At 41.8% G+C, this 16891-nt stretch carries 17 protein-coding genes; 10 read left to right on the forward strand and 7 right to left on the reverse strand.

What is annotated here, in order from left to right:
* The first annotated feature begins 64 nt into the window (after positions 1-64).
* The 3 genes from BMW98_RS13260 to BMW98_RS13270 all read left to right on the forward strand — a co-directional run bounded on the left by BMW98_RS13260 (position 65) and on the right by BMW98_RS13270 (position 2499).
* On the forward strand, positions 65-730 hold the full coding sequence (locus BMW98_RS13260) for a DUF4159 domain-containing protein (protein WP_090259060.1): 666 nt from the start codon (positions 65-67) through the stop codon (positions 728-730).
* Positions 731-822: 92 nt separating this feature from the next.
* On the forward strand, positions 823-1197 hold the full coding sequence (locus BMW98_RS13265) for a BlaI/MecI/CopY family transcriptional regulator (RefSeq protein ID WP_090259061.1): 375 nt from the start codon (positions 823-825) through the stop codon (positions 1195-1197).
* A gap of 3 nt (positions 1198-1200) precedes the next feature.
* The gene (locus tag BMW98_RS13270; protein WP_090259062.1) at positions 1201-2499 is read left to right on the forward strand and encodes a M56 family metallopeptidase; all 1299 of its coding nucleotides are present in this window, start codon (positions 1201-1203) and stop codon (positions 2497-2499) included.
* Here BMW98_RS13270 and BMW98_RS13275 read toward each other — a convergent pair.
* Positions 2496-2942 carry a hypothetical protein gene (locus tag BMW98_RS13275; protein ID WP_090259063.1) on the reverse strand — a complete coding sequence of 149 codons (447 nt, stop codon included), beginning with the start codon at positions 2940-2942 and terminating at the stop codon, positions 2496-2498. The two genes, BMW98_RS13270 and BMW98_RS13275, sit on opposite strands and share 4 nt — an antisense overlap.
* 67 nt (positions 2943-3009) lie before the next feature.
* On the opposite strand from BMW98_RS13275, the gene smc reads away from it, so the two are divergent.
* From smc to BMW98_RS13290, 3 genes are read left to right on the forward strand one after another with little or no spacing between them, the layout of a single operon-like run.
* Positions 3010-6543: a chromosome segregation protein SMC gene (gene smc, locus BMW98_RS13280; RefSeq protein ID WP_090259064.1), complete on the forward strand. Its 3534-nt coding sequence runs from the start codon at positions 3010-3012 to the stop codon at positions 6541-6543.
* 19 nt (positions 6544-6562) lie between these two features.
* Positions 6563-7234: an SGNH/GDSL hydrolase family protein gene (locus BMW98_RS13285; RefSeq protein ID WP_090259065.1), complete on the forward strand. Its 672-nt coding sequence runs from the start codon at positions 6563-6565 to the stop codon at positions 7232-7234.
* On the forward strand, positions 7231-8076 hold the full coding sequence (locus BMW98_RS13290; RefSeq protein WP_090259066.1) for a cyanophycinase: 846 nt from the start codon (positions 7231-7233) through the stop codon (positions 8074-8076). The genes BMW98_RS13285 and BMW98_RS13290 overlap by 4 nt, the downstream gene beginning before the upstream one ends.
* Here BMW98_RS13290 and BMW98_RS13295 read toward each other — a convergent pair.
* The 4 genes from BMW98_RS13295 to BMW98_RS13310 all read right to left on the reverse strand — a co-directional run bounded on the left by BMW98_RS13295 (position 8073) and on the right by BMW98_RS13310 (position 11177).
* Positions 8073-8621 carry a hypothetical protein gene (locus BMW98_RS13295; protein WP_090259067.1) on the reverse strand — a complete coding sequence of 183 codons (549 nt, stop codon included), beginning with the start codon at positions 8619-8621 and terminating at the stop codon, positions 8073-8075. The genes BMW98_RS13290 and BMW98_RS13295 overlap by 4 nt on opposite strands.
* A gap of 27 nt (positions 8622-8648) precedes the next feature.
* Positions 8649-9911: a hypothetical protein gene (locus tag BMW98_RS13300; RefSeq protein WP_090259068.1), complete on the reverse strand. Its 1263-nt coding sequence runs from the start codon at positions 9909-9911 to the stop codon at positions 8649-8651.
* Between the two features lie 7 nt (positions 9912-9918).
* Positions 9919-10464: a YceI family protein gene (locus BMW98_RS13305; protein ID WP_090259069.1), complete on the reverse strand. Its 546-nt coding sequence runs from the start codon at positions 10462-10464 to the stop codon at positions 9919-9921.
* 152 nt (positions 10465-10616) lie between these two features.
* On the reverse strand, positions 10617-11177 hold the full coding sequence (locus BMW98_RS13310) for a YceI family protein (RefSeq protein WP_090259070.1): 561 nt from the start codon (positions 11175-11177) through the stop codon (positions 10617-10619).
* A gap of 165 nt (positions 11178-11342) precedes the next feature.
* On the opposite strand from BMW98_RS13310, the gene BMW98_RS13315 reads away from it, so the two are divergent.
* From BMW98_RS13315 to BMW98_RS13330, 4 genes are read left to right on the forward strand one after another with little or no spacing between them, the layout of a single operon-like run.
* A complete protein-coding gene (locus BMW98_RS13315; RefSeq protein ID WP_245733591.1) occupies positions 11343-11963 on the forward strand; it encodes an RNA polymerase sigma factor in 621 nt (206 codons plus the stop codon).
* Positions 11953-12726 (forward strand): anti-sigma factor family protein, encoded by a 774-nt coding sequence (locus tag BMW98_RS13320; RefSeq protein WP_090259071.1) that lies wholly within the window; start codon positions 11953-11955, stop codon positions 12724-12726. The genes BMW98_RS13315 and BMW98_RS13320 overlap by 11 nt, the downstream gene beginning before the upstream one ends.
* Positions 12727-12730: 4 nt before the next feature.
* On the forward strand, positions 12731-13339 hold the full coding sequence (locus tag BMW98_RS13325; protein WP_139177558.1) for a hypothetical protein: 609 nt from the start codon (positions 12731-12733) through the stop codon (positions 13337-13339).
* 10 nt (positions 13340-13349) lie between these two features.
* The gene (locus BMW98_RS13330; RefSeq protein ID WP_090259073.1) at positions 13350-14681 is read left to right on the forward strand and encodes a hypothetical protein; all 1332 of its coding nucleotides are present in this window, start codon (positions 13350-13352) and stop codon (positions 14679-14681) included.
* Positions 14682-14777: 96 nt separating this feature from the next.
* Here BMW98_RS13330 and BMW98_RS13335 read toward each other — a convergent pair whose 3' ends face one another.
* Together BMW98_RS13335 and BMW98_RS13340 are read right to left on the reverse strand one after the other, a co-directional pair.
* Positions 14778-15668, reverse strand: coding sequence for a metallophosphoesterase family protein (locus tag BMW98_RS13335; protein WP_090259074.1), 891 nt, complete (start codon positions 15666-15668; stop codon positions 14778-14780).
* Between the two features lie 116 nt (positions 15669-15784).
* Positions 15785-16846: a bestrophin family protein gene (locus tag BMW98_RS13340; RefSeq protein WP_090259075.1), complete on the reverse strand. Its 1062-nt coding sequence runs from the start codon at positions 16844-16846 to the stop codon at positions 15785-15787.
* Between the last annotated feature and the right edge of the window lie 45 nt (positions 16847-16891).

The raw sequence follows: 16891 nt of genomic DNA on the forward strand, positions 1-16891 counted from the left end.
TCCTTAATCAAACTACTTTTCAGTTAATTCGTTCCCTTATTCAGGAATATAAAGGCCATAATTTATGAAACTCGCCAAAACCGGTTTTATCCTACTCACATTGTTATTTTCCACAAATGCTTTTGCCCAGCAGGCAACCCTAAAAATGGCAAAGTTGAAATACAATGGCGGTGGCGACTGGTATGCAAACAAAACCGCACTACCCAATTTGGCCAAATTTTGTAACGAAACGCTAAACACCAACTTTAGCGAGCAAGATGCCAGCGTTGAGGTAGGCTCTCCTGAGCTTTTTAACTACGCCTATCTTTACATGACAGGCCACGGCAATGTAGTCTTCTCTCCTTCTGAGGCCGAGAACCTACGCAACTACCTAATGGCCGGTGGCTTTTTGCACATTGATGATAATTATGGGCTCGATGCCTACATAAGGTTAGAAATGAAAAAGGTTTTTCCTGAGTTAGAATTTATTGAATTACCCTTCGATCACCCGATTTACAAACAGAAGTACACCTTCGAAAACGGGATTCCCAAAATTCATGAGCACGACAACAAACCTCCGCAAGGTTTTGGCCTGATTTATGAAGGTAAGTTGGTATGCTTTTACTCCTACGAAACCGACTTGGGCAATGGTTGGGAAGATCAAAGAGTACACGATAACCCTGAAGAAGTAAGACAAAAAGCATTGAAAATGGGAGCCAATATTATCTCCTATGCTTTCACCCAAAACTAATATTAGCAATTAAGCCGAAAAACTAATGCATTAGTTTGTAAACTAGGCGAATAGTTCTAATATTGATTAATATTTGAATTAAGTATACTATTATGAAAGAACTCACTAAGGCAGAAGAACAGGTAATGCAGATTTTGTGGGACATTGAACGCGGATTCGTTAAAGATGTACTCGCAAAAATGGAGGAGCCCAAGCCTGCATATAACACTGTTTCTACCATCATAAGAATTTTAGAAAAGAAAGGCTTTGTAGGCTACAAAGCATACGGTAAAACACACGAATACTTCCCTTTAATTGATAAAAAGACCTATAGCAACTTCTACCTAAAGAACTTTATCGGTGGATATTTTGGCGGGTCGTTCCAACGTTTGGTGAGCTTTTTTGCCAAAGAGAACGAAATGGATATGAAGGATTTTGAGAAGTTGATGGTACATGTAAAAGATGATTTGAACGAAGAAGACAAGTAAAAAATGAAGAAGCACCCCACCATAGAGCTTTTAGAATCACTTAACGGTGCACTGATATACGCTTTAGAGGCTGTAACCTGCTTGGCCATCTTCTATCTGTTTTATCACTTCTTTCTTAGAAAAGAAAAGCACTTCCACTTCAACAGAGTATTCTTACTTGGGGCGCTCGTATTATCATTTACCTTCCCTTTATTGGAAATCGACTACAACCCGGCCAACACGCCATCGGTGCTTAATTCAATTCATGCAGTTGGCAACGAGGTAAGCAGCGAACCAATAATAGAGGCAGAAAAAGCTTATTCTTATACCATTACGGCAAAGTCGCAAAGGCCTTTCTTACTTTGGTGGGAGGCCTTGTTAATCCTTTACATCATTGGTACGTTCTTGGGTGGTTTAAAGCTTTTCATTCAACTACGCCAATTCAAAGATGCCATTTGGTACAAGCGACATGCTACCAGATTTAAAGACAGTTACTTTTTGGTAAATACTGACGGTACACTGCCTACCTTCGCTTTTTTCAATTACCTGTTTTGGGATAATACCGCAGAACTTTCTGAAACTGAGCAATCACAAATTATCGCTCACGAGCAAGCACACATCAAGCAAAAACACTCTTACGACATTATCCTTGTAGAGGTATTAAAAATCATCTTCTGGTTTAATCCATTGATGTATTTATACAAGATGTTGCTTGAAGAAGTACACGAATATGCAGCCGATAGGTCTGTAGCTAAAAACAACGGGGCTGGAGCCTACTCTAAAGTATTGGTGCAAATTGTATTTAAGAGAATGGGCCTAGAGCTCGCTAGCCACTTTAACAAAAACCAAGTGGTAAAGCGTATCGAAATGCTTGAAAAACCATTTCATAAAAATTGGGCTAAATTCTTACTCCCAATTCCAATTGCAGCCCTCCTATTCTTCATTTTCTCTTTCGAAGCGGTGTTAGATACTAGCAAAGTTTCCGTAAAAGAGTTTGAAATAGAAACAGCCAGTCAGCTAGTTTTGGAGCAGTCTCCAGAGCCAGCCATTGGTGTGAGCGATTGGAGCGACTTTCTTGAGCAAAACATAGTTTATCCGCAAGAAGCTAAAAAAGCTGGTATTGAAGGAGATGTGGAGCTTTCATTTAGCGTAACTCCGCAAGGTAGAATTGAAGGCCTAACCTTTGACAAAAAGCTAGGTCATGGAATTGAGCTTTCTATCATTGAAGCCCTTCGTAAATCGAGTGTTTGGAAGCCAGCTGTGGTTAATGGCCAGGCAACTACCGCCAAAGTGAGTTTACCAATCAGCTTTAAAAAGGCTTAATACTTTCGCTTAAAGATTTCTGAGTAAATAAACGCTTTTTTGGCGCCATCTTCTTCATAGAAGTCTTCTAGCAATTCATGAGTATCAATCTCGGGATCTTCATCTTTGTCAACACTCAAAATTGGTTGCTGCATTAATCGATGGCTAGTTCGCTCTTGCTCACGATTATAAACACTTGGCTGTGGCTGTTTAACCACCGGTGCCGGCTTGGGCTTAGCTTCTTCCACAACTACTGGCTGAGGCACTACTTCAGCCTCTCTTCGTTTACCTGTAAACTCCTCCAATAATTCTTCAAAAGTTGGCTGAGGGCCCGTTCGTTGAGGCTCAGGAGAAGTTTCATCTGGTCTTTTAGCACCCTTTCCTCCCTTCTTTTTTGTAGCAGTAAAGACGAAGTAAATTATACCGAAAATTATATACAGGAGCGTGCTAAAGTCAATATCCATGGTATTAGCAAATCTAAGGATTTATTCTAATTTTGCTAGCTACACTTTTTGCTATAACCGCTAGTCAATGCAGCTTACCAAACTGGAAATTAAAGGATTCAAGAGCTTTGGAGATCGTGTTGTTATCAATTTTGATGAAGGCATTACGGGCATTGTTGGTCCAAATGGTTGTGGCAAATCCAATGTAGTAGACTCTATCCGTTGGGTGCTGGGTGAGCAGAAAACCAGAATGCTTCGCTCCGAAAAAATGGAGAACATCATTTTTAACGGAACAAAAAAACGTAAGCCCACGCAACTAGCCGAAGTATCGCTTACCTTCAAAAACACCAAAAACCTACTCCCCACCGAATATACAGAAGTAACCATTACCAGAAGGTACTACCGCACAGGTGAATCAGAGTACTTATTAAATGGAGTTTCGTGCCGCCTGAAGGACATCAGCAATCTGTTTATGGATACTGGTATTGCCAGCAATAGCTATGCGATTATAGAGCTAAAAATGGTAGACGATCTTTTGAACGATAAAGAGAACTCTAGAAGAGACTTGTTTGAAGAAGCGGCCGGTATTTCCAAGTTCAAAAAGCGCAAGAAGGAAACGCTCAAAAAGCTAAAAGATACCGATGACGACCTCGACCGTGTAGAGGATTTGCTCTTCGAGATAGAAAAGAACCTTAAATCGCTCGAAAAACAAGCAAAGCAAGCCGAGAAATACTACCGCATTAAAGAGGAGTACAAAGCGGAAAGTGTTCATTACGCTCGAAAGACAGTAGAAGAAAAGAACCGTAAGTTCAAAACGCTTGACAAGAACATTCAAGATGAGAACGACAGAAAACTTGAAATAGGCCAGAAAATAGCCACACAGGAAGCCGCCATTGAAAAAGGAAAGGCTGACATCATCTCTAGAGAAAAGCTTTTAGCCAGCAGGCAAAAAACACTGAACGAACACGTTCATAAAATCAGGCAATTCGAGAGCGAACGCAAAATCAAAAACGAACGTCTCACCTTCTTACAAGATAAAAGTGATAACCTACGCGATCAGCTTGAGCAAGACAAAAAGAGCAATGAACGCGCAGCTTTTAGCCTGGAAAGCCTAAGAAAAGAAAAGGACGCTAGCGAAAAAGAATTCAAAGCCATTGAAGGTGATCTTTCTTCTTTTAAAGAAGCTTACGAAGACCAAAAAGAGGTTGCCAATGACGCGCAGCTTAATTTTGAAGAACAAAACAGGCAGTTTAGCAGCAAAAGAGAAAAACTCTATACGCTCCGAAAAGAGATTGAAATCAAAGAAATTCAGCTCGACACGTTGACCAATGAGCTGGAGAAAACGCAAACAGACACTACTGAGCAAGCCGAAACAGTGGCCACGTTTGATGAGCGACTAAGCGAACTGGAAGAAGACTTAAACGACAAACGCGCAAAACTCGAAAAGCGCAAAGCAGAAGAGGAAAAGCACCGCAAAGCCACTGCCGAAACGGAAGAAACCATTCAAACCGTTCGCGAAGAACTGACTAAAATTAGTCGCCAACTCGATGCAAAGAATAACGAATACAACCTTACCAAGTCGTTGGTTGAAAACTTAGAGGGTTTTCCTGAGGCCATCAAATTCCTTAAAAAGAAAGCCAACTGGAACAAAAATGCCCCTCTCCTTTCGGACATTATTACCTGCGATGAGAAGTACCGAGTAACCATTGAGAACTACCTCGAAGGCTACATGAACTACTACATTGTAGATACTGAAAGGCAAGCCTTTGAGGCCGTAAATATTCTAAGCGATGCCTCACGCGGTAAAGCAAATTTCTTCGTGCTCGATGCCCTGGATCGTTACGAGGCCAAAGCCACCAAACTTTACGACAACGCCATTCCTGCTACGGAAATCGTAGAGTACGACCCAAAATACCGCAAACTCATAGGCTATATTTTGGAGAATGTATTCATTGTAAAAGGCGGTCCTGGTGAGATACCGATGGACGAAGAAGCGGTTTTTATTACTGAAAGCGGCAAATACACCAAGCGAAAGTTTAGCGTTTCTGGTGGGTCCGTAGGCCTTTTCGAAGGAAAAAGAATTGGCCGAGCAAAGAACTTAGAGAAGCTTCAGAAAGACATTAAATCTTTGGAGTCTCAGTCGGTAAAGATCAAAGACAGGCTTGACGAAAAACAACGCGAGTTAGCTAAACTCAAAGCCGATACTTTTAAATCAGAGATTGAGACACTTCAAACTGAGTTTAATCGGGTAAACGAAGAGTACATCTCCATTAAGACCAAAAAGGAGCAAATCGCGCAAATGCTTTCGAGCCACAAGACGAAGCGCGAAGACATTTCCACCAACATTGAATCCTTAACCAACGCCTTGGATCACTTACGACCTCAGGTTGAAGAAGAAGAAGCTGCCTTTAACGAAATTCAGGCTACCATTGGCGAACTGGAAGCCATGGCCAAACGCGAAAGTCAAAAGCTTTCAGAAAAATCGCAGGCTTTCAACGAAAAGAACCTGATTTTCCACCAAAAACAGAATAAGGTGGAAAGCCTAGCGCAAGAGATTAGCTATAAGGAAACGGCCTTTGAAAGCAGTAAACAACGTATTTCCAAAAACCAACAAGAACTAGAGAAAAACGAGTCGGAAATCAGGCATTTGATTCAAAATACAGAATCGAACGAGGGCGACCTGATTGACATGTACGATGAAAAGGAAAGCATTGAAAAAGGCGTAAACGAAGCAGAAAAGGAGTATTACGCACAGCGTGGCGATATAGATGTTTCGGAAAAGACTTTAAGAGAGCTACAACATAAGCGTGAGCAAGTAGACATGCTTTTAATGGAGCTTCAAAATAAACTGAGCGAAACCAAACTGGAGATGAGCTCGGTTAAAGAAAGGCTTTCGGTGGAATTTAACCTGGACCTAGACGAGATTCTGAAACAAGAAATTGAAGAAGAGGACGATAGGACAATCGAGGAACTTCAGGCAGCTGTACTGAAAAAACGCGATAAGCTTGAGCGAATGGGGCCAATTAACCCGATGGCCATGGAAGCTTACGATGAAATTAAGGAACGCCACACCTTTATTTCTGAACAAAAAGCCGATTTAGAAGAAGCCAAAGGCTCTTTACTTCAGACCATTGACGAGATTGACACGGTTGCCAAAGACACCTTCCTAAGTGCTTTTGCCCAAATCAAAGAGAACTTCATCAAGGTATTCCGTTCGCTGTTTACCGAAGAAGATGACTGTGATTTAAAGCTTGTTGATCCGGACAATCCGTTAGAATCGCCTATTGAAATTATGGCGAAACCAAAAGGTAAACGTCCGCTTACCATCAACCAACTTTCTGGAGGAGAGAAAACGCTCACGGCTACTTCCCTACTGTTCTCCATTTACCTGCTCAAACCAGCACCGTTCTGTATTTTCGATGAGGTAGATGCACCACTAGATGACGCCAACATTGACAAATTCAATACCATCATCAAGAAATTTTCGGCCGAGTCGCAGTTCATAATTGTTACGCACAACAAGCGTACAATGGCTTCTACAGACATTATTTATGGTATTACCATGATTGAGCAAGGAGTTTCTCGTGTGGTTCCTGTTGACTTAAGAGAATTAGCCGATTAAATTAGGGGAAAAGCGCGCTATGAAACGACTGCTATCACTCCTGACCTTTATTTTACTCAACAACATTATTATGGCACAAGACACAGCGCCAATCAGCTTTTTGGCTTTGGGCGATTCATACACCATAGGTGAAAGTGTTTCTGAAACAGAACGCTGGCCCGTACAATTAGCAGCTGAGCTGGTAGAGAGAGGCTACTCCGTAAAATCTCCGAAAATAATTGCCAAAACTGGCTGGAGAACAGACGAATTGATGGATGCCATAAATGCCGATGAACAACTTGCAGAATCGTATGACTTGGTTTCCCTGTTAATTGGCGTGAACAACCAGTACCAAGGCAAAACCGTGACCAGCTACGAACCTGAGTTCGAAGCCTTACTGGTTAAGGCAATTGAGTTGGCTGGTGGAGATGCCGACAGAGTTTTTGTGGTTTCAATTCCCGATTATGGCAAAACACCTTTTGGTAAAGAAAAACGAGAGCAAATTGAAGTTGCCATAGACAAGTACAATGAGGTGAATAAGTTTTTTGCTAAAAAGTATGGTGTGAAATACTTCAACATTACCCCTATTTCTCGCAGGGCTGCTTTTCAAGAAAACTTAGTGGCTTCCGATGGCCTGCACCCTTCTGGCGAAATGTATACCGAATGGGTAGACCTTATGATTTCGAAAGTAGCCAGAATGCTTAAAAAATGAGCAGACTTATCTATACCGTTGCCCTAGCGCTCGCTTGCCTTTTTAGTGCGATTGGCCAAACAACAGGCCCTAAAAGTGGACATTTGATTATCGCTGGAGGCGCTTTACGTGACACCGCAGTCTTCAACAAATTTATTGAATTGGCTGGTGGAAAAGGAAAGGCCAATGTTGTAGTTATACCAACTGCTGGTGGTTACAATGTAGATGCTACTGCAAGAGAAAACCTTACCAATCAATGGATAAGCCGAGGAGCAGCTAAAGTAACCGTACTCCATACAACTAACCCTAATGAGGCAGACACACAAGCCTTTGCTGCAGCGATTGATGATGCCGGTGGTGTTTATTTTCCTGGCGGAAGGCAATGGCGCCTAGCCGATGCATACCTCAACACCATTGTGCAAACAAAGCTTTTCGGTTTGCTCGACCGAGGTGGTGTAATTGGTGGTTCTTCTGCTGGAGCAACCATTCAGGGCTCTTATTTGGCCCGAGGAGACACCAAAACAAACACCATAATGGTGGGCGATCATGAGGAGGGCTTCGGCTTTGTTAAAAACATTGCCATAGATCAACACACCCTAGCCAGGAACCGACAGTTCGATATGTTTGACGTACTGAACGTTTACCCGACATTACTAGGCATTAGCATTGATGAGAATACGGCAATGCTAGTTTCAGGAAATAGTTTTGAAGTAATAGGGCAAAGCTATGTGCTAATTTATGATGGCACCCATTGGGATCAATCCAAGGGCGAATTTGTAAAGAACAAACCTAACCAAGAGCGTTTCCACCTACTTAGGAAAGGTGGGAAATACGATATGAAGAATAGAGCTGTAATCCGCTAACCGCTAATTTCTAACCTAAGTTTTACTTTGAGTTCATTTCGCACCTTAATTAGACCAAATAGCTTTTTTGGGGGTGATATCTCAAGTTCATTAAGGTCAATTAAAAAAGTCCCTTCCAGATAGTCGGTGTCGCCTTCAATAATATTCAGCTCGAAAGGTAGTGCCTCAATTTGATGGTCTTGGGCTATTAAGGTAAGGCGAATATCTCCGGCATAGCCAATTCCTTGTTTGTAGAAATCTTCTACCACAACTTCTATATTAGGATACTCATCTCCCCTTAACGTTTTCACAAAATCCTTATTGAGCATGCGGTTACCACAAGAGAACTCTTTTACCGGTAGTTGAAAACCAAAAACATCAACTTCTGGATTCTTCCCCACAGACACCTGAGTGATAGAGTCCATTTGGTAAACACACGAAAACCGGCCAATTGAAGTAGAGCCATCTATAAAAACTGATTTCCTCACCAGCTCGAAAGATTCTTGCCCTTTCAAAGCCAATGAGGAAATCAATAATAAAAGTGTAATTGTATGCTTAAATGTCATTCGACTTAAAGCTAACGGTTGTTTAAATTAGAAGCTAATTACGGCCTCTAAAACCACTCCGTTGAACTTACCATCTTGGTATCGAGTATTTGCAAATCCATCGCCAGAGTACTCCTGATTTACGTATTCAAGCTTCATCAACACATTGTTAGTCATAAACCAACCTCCACCAAGGTTCAATCGGCTAATCTCGTTGGTTGCTGCCGCATCAGATCTTTCGCCACTTACATTGTTGTAGCGTCCGCCAAGGTACCATTGCTCTGCTGCTCCAAATCTGTAAAGCGCTTCTAACCCAACTTGGTTAAACCCTCCGCCAACGGCATCATCTCCATTGTTCACAAATTCAAACACTCCAAAGAACTCCAAACCTTTAAACTTCACAAACGGGTTGATCTGGAAGGCAGTTTGATAAGCAAAACCCGGGTTAAATCTTGGGTCAAAATCCGATCCTCCATTCGCTACAGTAGCCAAAGTTTGGTAATATCTACCACCAGCACGGTCACCACCATATATGTAATCGCGAGTACCTTTATCAGAGCTTGAGTACATAGAACCTGTTAAGCGTAATCTCAAGTCATTGTTAATTTGGCTATCCCAACCGGCTTTACCGTAAATCACAATTCCATCATCACCTTTTATTGGGCTCTGGTTTAATCGCCCGTTAGTAACACCAGCTACAAATATCCAGTCCGATGGGAACACCCCTACTTCCAAAAACGGCTCAGTAGTAAATGCATCCATGATATAGTTACTCACAAACGGGTTGTAAATGGCCATGGCATTGTCAGATCTTCTAAATTGGGCATCACCATAGTTAATTTGATCCATACCAATTCGAATTGTCGCTATTTCCATAAAGTCGGAAAGGAATCCTTCTTTGATAAAATCCAGCTTATCAATTTGTAGGTAACCACCTTTTACGTAAGCTTCGGCATGGTGGCGAGAAGACAAATAAGTTCTCAAGTGCATGCGCATACCATCCGCTAACTGTACGTCCAGGTTCAGGTTGGCAGTTGGCAGGTTAAAATTGGAACCTAGGTCAACCAATGGATCGCCAACAACTGAATTCTCGTGGCTTAATCCCTGAAACTGTAGCGCAAAGTCACCACCTACCCTAACTTTTACACCATCAAATTTTACGGTGTCATTTTTATATGTCTCAAAAACATTCAATCCTTGTTTGCCCGGCACCCTATAATACTGAAGCAATTTGCGATTATCTATCTGGGCAAAACTCATGACACTGCTAAACACAAACAGTATCAGAAATGTGATTTTAAAGTTTTTCATGGCCTTATTATTTTATGAAAGTTGATTTTATTTCAAGAGAAACTTTGTCTCCTGTTTTTACAGTCCCCATCAAAGCTTTTGGTGGGTCTATTTTAAAGTCGGTTAGTAAAAATTCTGTGGTCCCTGAAACAGTTATTTTGTCTCCGTTTTGGCTTACGTTGCCTTCAAAGGTCACTGGCTTGTTCACACCTGCTATGGTTAAACTGCCAGATATTTTGTCCCCCTCAACTGCAGAAACAGTAAATGAAATATCAGCGTAATCTCCTGTTTTCAGCGCCTTATAGGCATTTTTATCCATGCCTCCTTTGCCACTTTTCAGTGATTCAGCTTGTAACGTAACATTGCCAGAGACAATGCTTCCATCTGCATTTACAACACATTGGCCAGAAGCTTCTGCTCCTTCCATGTGCCAATCGTGTAATGTGGAAGTTCCTAATACCTTAAAGCTCGATTCTTTGGGGTTGAGTTTATAGGTAGTTTGTGCCTGTGCCTTAAAACCAAAGCATAAGGCAGCCAAAAAAAATGCGATCAGAGTTGTGGTTTGCTTTTTCATATCTCGCTCGTTTGAACAATTCAAAAGTACCAAAGCACACCCCTCCAAAGCGTGATGGCTATCACTCAATTAAGTGATAGATATTACAAAAAAACCTGACATATGTCAGGTTTCAATGGTATTATACTGGTAATTAATATTTTACAGCTTGACTATTTCTCTTCTTCAAGCACCAAATTGATTTCTAATTGCAAATCGTCTTTGGCTTTTATAGTACCTGCCAAAGCAGACGGTGGATCTAACTGAAAATCAGTGAATTTGATATTTCCCTTTGCTGTCACATACAGCTTTCCACCTTTCATTTCACTGGTAAAATCAAAAGTCTGATCGCTATCGTACCCCGCCACATTCAAAATTCCCGAAATTTTACCTGCCGCTGGCATATCAAAAGCAATGTATGAAATGATCGGGTTGGCATCGGGCTGAAGTGTTTTCATAGCATTTTTTGTCAAGCCAGATTTAGAACTCTCTAGGCTCTCTGTTTTGAGCGTAACCACTACCTTCTTAATATTTGTAATGGTGCCATTCTCTACAAACAGTTCGGCACTCCCCTTAATCTCTTCAGAAACAAGGGTGAAATCGTGCAAGTTAGAGGTTCCGCTAACGGAAATCTTATTACCTGTTTCGGCAATAGTAAAGCTTGTTTGTGCCTTTGAAGTAATGACTAAAAACATGAAGGCTACAAGCGAAAGTATTTTGGTTCGGTTATTCATAATTGAAAAAATTTGCTGTTCAAATTAAGCATCTTCGGCACAATTTCCATTGCTCACATGCCAAAACTCCTACTAAAGAGGTAAATCACTTTTTGGAAAAAGAATTTATAACTTCATCAAACTTTTTTCAAAGCCCGATCATCCTTGTATTGAATGTCCTAAAACATGAAGGAAATCAACCTGATGCCACAATCTGACTTTCTCGTAGCTGCAGCACGATCGGGCGATATTGTTGCCATAAACCAGCTGATAAAGCTATGGCAAAAACGCATTTACAACTTTGCGCTTAAATACTTTGGCGACCACGATCAGGCCATGGAAGTAACTCAGAAAACATTCATTTCCATGAATAAGAACCTGGGTAAACTTAAGGACGATGGCAGTTTTAAACCCTGGCTATATCGCATTGCTACTAATTATTGCCACGAGGAAGTAAGACGGCAACAGAAGAAATGGGTCTTTCCATTTATGAAAGTTCAGGGTAAAGAAGACCAAAGTAAAATTGCCGACACCGAGTCTGAAAGCAGTTTTGCTAATCCGGAAAAAACTTTGGGCAATCAGGAACTGAAAGATTTATTAAAAAAAGCCCTTGCTACCCTGCCCGAAGAACAGCGCATGGTGGTAATTATGAAAGAATACGAAGGGCTAAAGATTAGAGAAATTGCAGAAGTGATGGCCATTTCTGACAACACAGTAAAGTCTAGACTTTATTACGCTTTGGGCAGCCTAAAAAAGCGCCTTGACGAATGGAATATAACACGAGAAAACATTCATTATGAGCTATAAACCAACTAATGAGCAACTTTTGGCCTATTTGTATGGCGAATTGGATGCCGATGAGTTTCAGCGCATATCAGACTATTTGGAAGCTCACCCTGAAGAACGGGCGAAGCTTCAAGAGCTGAGTGAAACCAGAATGATTTTTAATGAATTGGACGATGAAGAAATTCCATCGCCAATTGTGGTACAGTCGGAGCACTTGCACAGCGAATGGAGCTACTGGCGCAAGTATGTAGCAGTGGCCGCAACCCTATTGTTGCTTATGACTTTCGGCTGGCTTACTGGCTTTGGCCTCCACTACGATGATGAAGGTTTGGCCTTTGGTTATACTACCATTCAAAAAGGCCTTACCGAGGCTCAAGTTGCCGGCATAATTGAAGAAGACCGCGGCATTATGATGGACTATATGCGCAGCTACATGACTAATATGAGCGACTCGCTAAACAGCAATCTGCAGGTGCTTCAGGCTTCTATGACCAATGAAGACCTTATAAAAGAAGTAGTAGCCAGTGAAAAGCAAAAACTTATGAACGATATGATAGCCGTGAGCGACCAGCTTTCTGACGACTATCGCGAAATAATGCGTCAATTAATCGTGAGCTTTTCAAACAATTATCAAAGCCAGCGCATCGAAGATTTGAACAGCATACAAGCAGCATTAACCAATTTGGAGGATGCCACATACAACCGACAAGTTGAATTGGAAGACGAACTGGTAAACCTTGCCACGCAGCTCGATGCCGTAATTGTAAGCCTTAACAACAGATAATATCATGGTCAAAAACTCAAAATATCTTTTGCTCGCCCTACTTATGGCGCTGGTGAACCTTGCCGCTGGTCAAATTGGCAAAGACACCTACAGCCCCATGAAGCGGGACAGCGAGATTACACGGATTACACTCGAAAACTACTTTAAAAAGTATACTGACGACCAGCTGCTAAATCGGGTAGTAAAAACAGCAACACATTACCAAGCGGGCGAAGGTCTTAAGGTAAATATAGACGCGAGAAACGCGCGCATCATGTTCGACAACGGCATTGTTTGGCACTCTAAACAGCACGCTGAAATTATGGACACCTTTTTTGATGAGGAAATGGTGAGCCTACAACAGGAACGACTGATTACGTGCTTGCTAGCGTTTTTGAGGGACTTTAACAGTTATCTACCCCAAATATCGAGTACCGAAGCCTACACCTTCGACTTTGAAGTGAGAGACCCGGTACGAAAAGATGAAACACCTGAAGAAACAGAAAAGTCTAAACTGAGAACTTACAAACTGAGCATAACCATACAACAAAAGGATGTGGCCAGCTTAAAGGCTGAAACAACAGACTTAAACACACTTAGAAACAAGATTACAATAGAAAAAAGCAAACTTTAATATCTGAATCATGAAAATTAAAACAACAAAACGCATCAGCATTTGGGTAGTCGCCACAATTATTGGCTTTACTGCTACCCTATCTGCTCAGCAAGCAGTAACTGTTGAAGGATACGCGCTAGATGCATTCGGAAGGCAAACACAAGATCTTTCGGAACTCCCTAAAATGGAACGCGATATCGTTATTCTGAAAAATGTATTGAATGAATTGTTCGCTGAAGGTGAATCCTTCATTTACCGAAGAGATGGTGTAAACGGCATCTATATTCCGGGAAGAGGCGTAATCTTTAACATTAGCGCTTACAACCAGTTTGGTGGAGTACTTTTCCCTAGTAACGATGCCACGGCTGTAATAGTAAATGGCGAAAAAGAAGAGGGTGATGTTGATGTAGAACAACTCAATAAAAAGCGTAAAGACAAACTGAACAAAACCGCCACAGAGTTCTTGCTAAATTATGGCAGCCTACTCTCTGAGCTAAAGCCAAACGAACGTATTATGCTCAATGTGGATTACACCGAAATGCAAAACTTGGAAAAGGTTAAAAGCAGCGGCCAAGGGGTAGTTTACGCTAGGGTTTTAAACCGAAATGCCGGCAAAAAGCGCATGAGCACTTCCATTAGCTACAGCGACCTAGAAGCCTTTGTTGATGGAGACATCAACCAGTCGGCTGCCGAAGGGAAAATCAGTCAGAAAATAGTAGACCTTGATGAAGAAACTACGCCTGACGCAAAAATTATGGCAGGCATTCTAGACGACCTATTTCAAAGCTCGCTCGATGGTAAACTAAAGCGCAGAAGCCGCACCAGCTACAGCTACTTTGAAGGCTTTGGACTGATGTTCGACATGAAAATGAGTAGCACAAACGGCAGATCTTCTGTGATTTTTGTAGAAAGAGCCGACCTAGCAATTACCAGAGCTGATGCTAAAGACGATGATGCTGAAGCAAAAGTAGACGACTACTACAAGCAACTTGAAGAAGACTTTCCTGCCTTTGAAACCATGGTAAAAGAAAGCATTCTAGAATATGGCAGAACCTTGCGCAGCGTTAAGCCAAACGAGGTGGTAGTGGTAAACATTGACTTAGGCACAAGCTACCGCAAAACCAAACTACCAAGAAGCTTACAATTGATGGTTCCAAAAAGCACTATTACGGCATATGCCAAAGGCAACAAGTCACTAGAAGATGCTAAAAAAGAAATAGACATTAAGAAGTTAACCAGCAGTACTTCTACTGAAATGGGATTCGGAACAATAGAATATGTAGCTCCTGACGCGCCTACAGCAACACCAAGCAGAGGGTATGGCGCCACGGTAATCCAAGGGCAAGGCAAGCGAAACTAGCCTTCAACGGTATTGCACAAAAAAAGCTCGGCTGGTCACCGAGCCTTTGTTTTTTCTCAAAGCATCAATTCGAACGATACCTTAGACCCTTCAGCATTAATAAGTGTGCGGAATGTATTCATTTTCAAAAGTACCATCGGCATACAAAGTAAGAATAGCATAACCAGGAGGTGTCTCTAAATAGTAGCCTTTCCCGGCCGACTCTTTATCTCCTTCTCCCCACCAGAAGCCACTCATGGCACCATTGCAACAATACTGCACACCATTGTAAACCGCATAATCATCAAGGTGATTATGACCGCTCAAAAAGGCTTTCACTTTATCATTATGCTTCCAAAACAAGTCTTTCAACTCCTTAAAGTCGCCATGTGCGCCACCTACCAAATGCGGCCCAACACCCGTAGCCGGATAGTGCGACATCATAACCACAGGCGTATTTGGAGCGAGTGCATCCAAATCGGTTTTTAACCATTCCATTTGGGCTGCATCAAGGGTCGTTCCATCATTGTTTCCATCAAGAATCACAAAGTGCCAACCTGCCTTATCGAAGCTGTAATAGCGGTTAGAAATCCCCAATCGCTCCACCACGTAATTCTTACCGTACATCTTATCCGACTTGTTTGGGGCAGCCCACCACATGTCATGATTACCCAAGCAGCTATGCACCTCAAACTTTTTCTTTACACCGGCAATACCTTCATCCCATGCAGCCCAAAGTTCGGTAACCCTATCTCGTGTTATGTCACTATAATCGGCAGCCATTATCGAGTCTCCTCCGTTTAAAAAGAAGTCCACTTTATGCTTCTTCACTATTTCTTCCAAGCAGGCTTGAAACCTTGATACCGCTTCTGGTGTAATGTGTACATCGGTAATATGCGCCACTTTTAACGCTACTTTTTTGTGTGCTGTAGTAGCCACAGCCATTGGAGCTACAGCGCCAGCACCTATGGCCAACCCTGTTTGCTTTAACCAATTCCTTCTTTTCATGTTGAGGTAGTTTTGTTGAGTTAATCACTCAAAACTATCACCTCTACTTAAGCAAAAGTACTTTCATACGTTATCGAATTATTAAATAAATTAAACGGTCGTTCAATCTATTTTTCTTACATCTGAACATCACGAATTACAGGGTAAGGCTCAGGAATAGTTTCTTCCAATTCATCAATCATTTCCCTAATATCGATTTCAATCCCCCTGGCCATAGTGGTAATGGGTACATCGTTTGGCGAACCCTCAAACGGATTTTCACCCACTGTACCAATGCGCTGCATGGTGTTAAAAATCCAACTAACAATTACACCAAATGGAATTGACAGCCACACAAAGTATTCCCCTATCAATGGAAAATTCTCAGATAAGTTTATCCCAATCTTGTGAAACTCGGGCACTATCCCGAAAGGCAGAAGCAGTATGAACATGTTCACAAAATCGTAGCTAAGTGTGGCATATTGGCGTGGGTACGGAAAGTTTTTAATACGCTCTGATTTTCCTTGAAGGGAGAAGAATTCCTTCAGTACATTTTCCATCTCCAAAAACGAAAACTCCCAAATGTACCCCGCTTCTTTCAATTCCCTAAGCTGCTTAGACATTAGGGTGAGCACAGCGTTTTGTTTATTCTTTTTGGACATTATATAAGCCACATCTTCCTCAGGCAACACCTTACTGAGTTCTTCCTCAATCGGTACATTCAGTTCAGGAAGTTTAAAAGCATCAAACCACTCTTTATTTGTCCCTCTATTAGCTACGGTTTCCCATGGTTTGTTTTGTCGCATGGCATAGCGCAAGGCGGTCAACCAGGCAATATTCTTATATACCAACTTAGTGCGCTCAGCCTGCAAAGCTTCTTCGGTTCTGGGTACTTTAGCATGCTCATTGGTCACCATATCTCGGGCCATCATTGCCCAAGTTCTAGAGTTGTTCACTATTCCACCCCAGATAATCCTCGCCTCCCAAATTCTACCATATGCGGCATTATTCTGAAAACCAATAAGAAAGGCCACCGCAGTACCAATTAAAGCAATTGGAGTCCATGGCAACTGCAGCCATTGCAACCCGACTACTTCATACAAAACGGTTACAATTGCCGTGAAAATGATGAAGAAACGCGTTTCGTTTCTGGTCCATCGCAACATGGTCCACTTAGAGTACTTCTTTTTAGTATACATTCAAGAGAATTGAGGTTGAAAAAAATTGTCTCAATTAATATAGTG

It is taken from the genome of Roseivirga pacifica (assembly GCF_900111145.1).
GTDB classification, from domain to species: Bacteria; Bacteroidota; Bacteroidia; order Cytophagales; family Cyclobacteriaceae; genus Roseivirga; species Roseivirga pacifica.

Excerpts from the sequence above, each read along its gene's own strand:
- BMW98_RS13260 (WP_090259060.1), top strand. The coding sequence starts at position 65 with ATGAAACTCGCCAAAACCGGTTTTATCCTACTCACATTGTTATTTTCC.
- BMW98_RS13265 (WP_090259061.1), top strand. The coding sequence starts at position 823 with ATGAAAGAACTCACTAAGGCAGAAGAACAGGTAATGCAGATTTTGTGG.
- BMW98_RS13270 (WP_090259062.1), top strand. The coding sequence starts at position 1,201 with ATGAAGAAGCACCCCACCATAGAGCTTTTAGAATCACTTAACGGTGCA.
- BMW98_RS13275 (WP_090259063.1), bottom strand. The coding sequence starts at position 2,942 with ATGGATATTGACTTTAGCACGCTCCTGTATATAATTTTCGGTATAATT.
- smc (WP_090259064.1), top strand. The coding sequence starts at position 3,010 with ATGCAGCTTACCAAACTGGAAATTAAAGGATTCAAGAGCTTTGGAGAT.
- BMW98_RS13285 (WP_090259065.1), top strand. The coding sequence starts at position 6,563 with ATGAAACGACTGCTATCACTCCTGACCTTTATTTTACTCAACAACATT.
- BMW98_RS13290 (WP_090259066.1), top strand. The coding sequence starts at position 7,231 with ATGAGCAGACTTATCTATACCGTTGCCCTAGCGCTCGCTTGCCTTTTT.
- BMW98_RS13295 (WP_090259067.1), bottom strand. The coding sequence starts at position 8,621 with ATGACATTTAAGCATACAATTACACTTTTATTATTGATTTCCTCATTG.
- BMW98_RS13300 (WP_090259068.1), bottom strand. The coding sequence starts at position 9,911 with ATGAAAAACTTTAAAATCACATTTCTGATACTGTTTGTGTTTAGCAGT.
- BMW98_RS13305 (WP_090259069.1), bottom strand. The coding sequence starts at position 10,464 with ATGAAAAAGCAAACCACAACTCTGATCGCATTTTTTTTGGCTGCCTTA.
- BMW98_RS13310 (WP_090259070.1), bottom strand. The coding sequence starts at position 11,177 with ATGAATAACCGAACCAAAATACTTTCGCTTGTAGCCTTCATGTTTTTA.
- BMW98_RS13315 (WP_245733591.1), top strand. The coding sequence starts at position 11,343 with ATGAAGGAAATCAACCTGATGCCACAATCTGACTTTCTCGTAGCTGCA.
- BMW98_RS13320 (WP_090259071.1), top strand. The coding sequence starts at position 11,953 with ATGAGCTATAAACCAACTAATGAGCAACTTTTGGCCTATTTGTATGGC.
- BMW98_RS13325 (WP_139177558.1), top strand. The coding sequence starts at position 12,731 with ATGGTCAAAAACTCAAAATATCTTTTGCTCGCCCTACTTATGGCGCTG.
- BMW98_RS13330 (WP_090259073.1), top strand. The coding sequence starts at position 13,350 with ATGAAAATTAAAACAACAAAACGCATCAGCATTTGGGTAGTCGCCACA.
- BMW98_RS13335 (WP_090259074.1), bottom strand. The coding sequence starts at position 15,668 with ATGAAAAGAAGGAATTGGTTAAAGCAAACAGGGTTGGCCATAGGTGCT.
- BMW98_RS13340 (WP_090259075.1), bottom strand. The coding sequence starts at position 16,846 with ATGTATACTAAAAAGAAGTACTCTAAGTGGACCATGTTGCGATGGACC.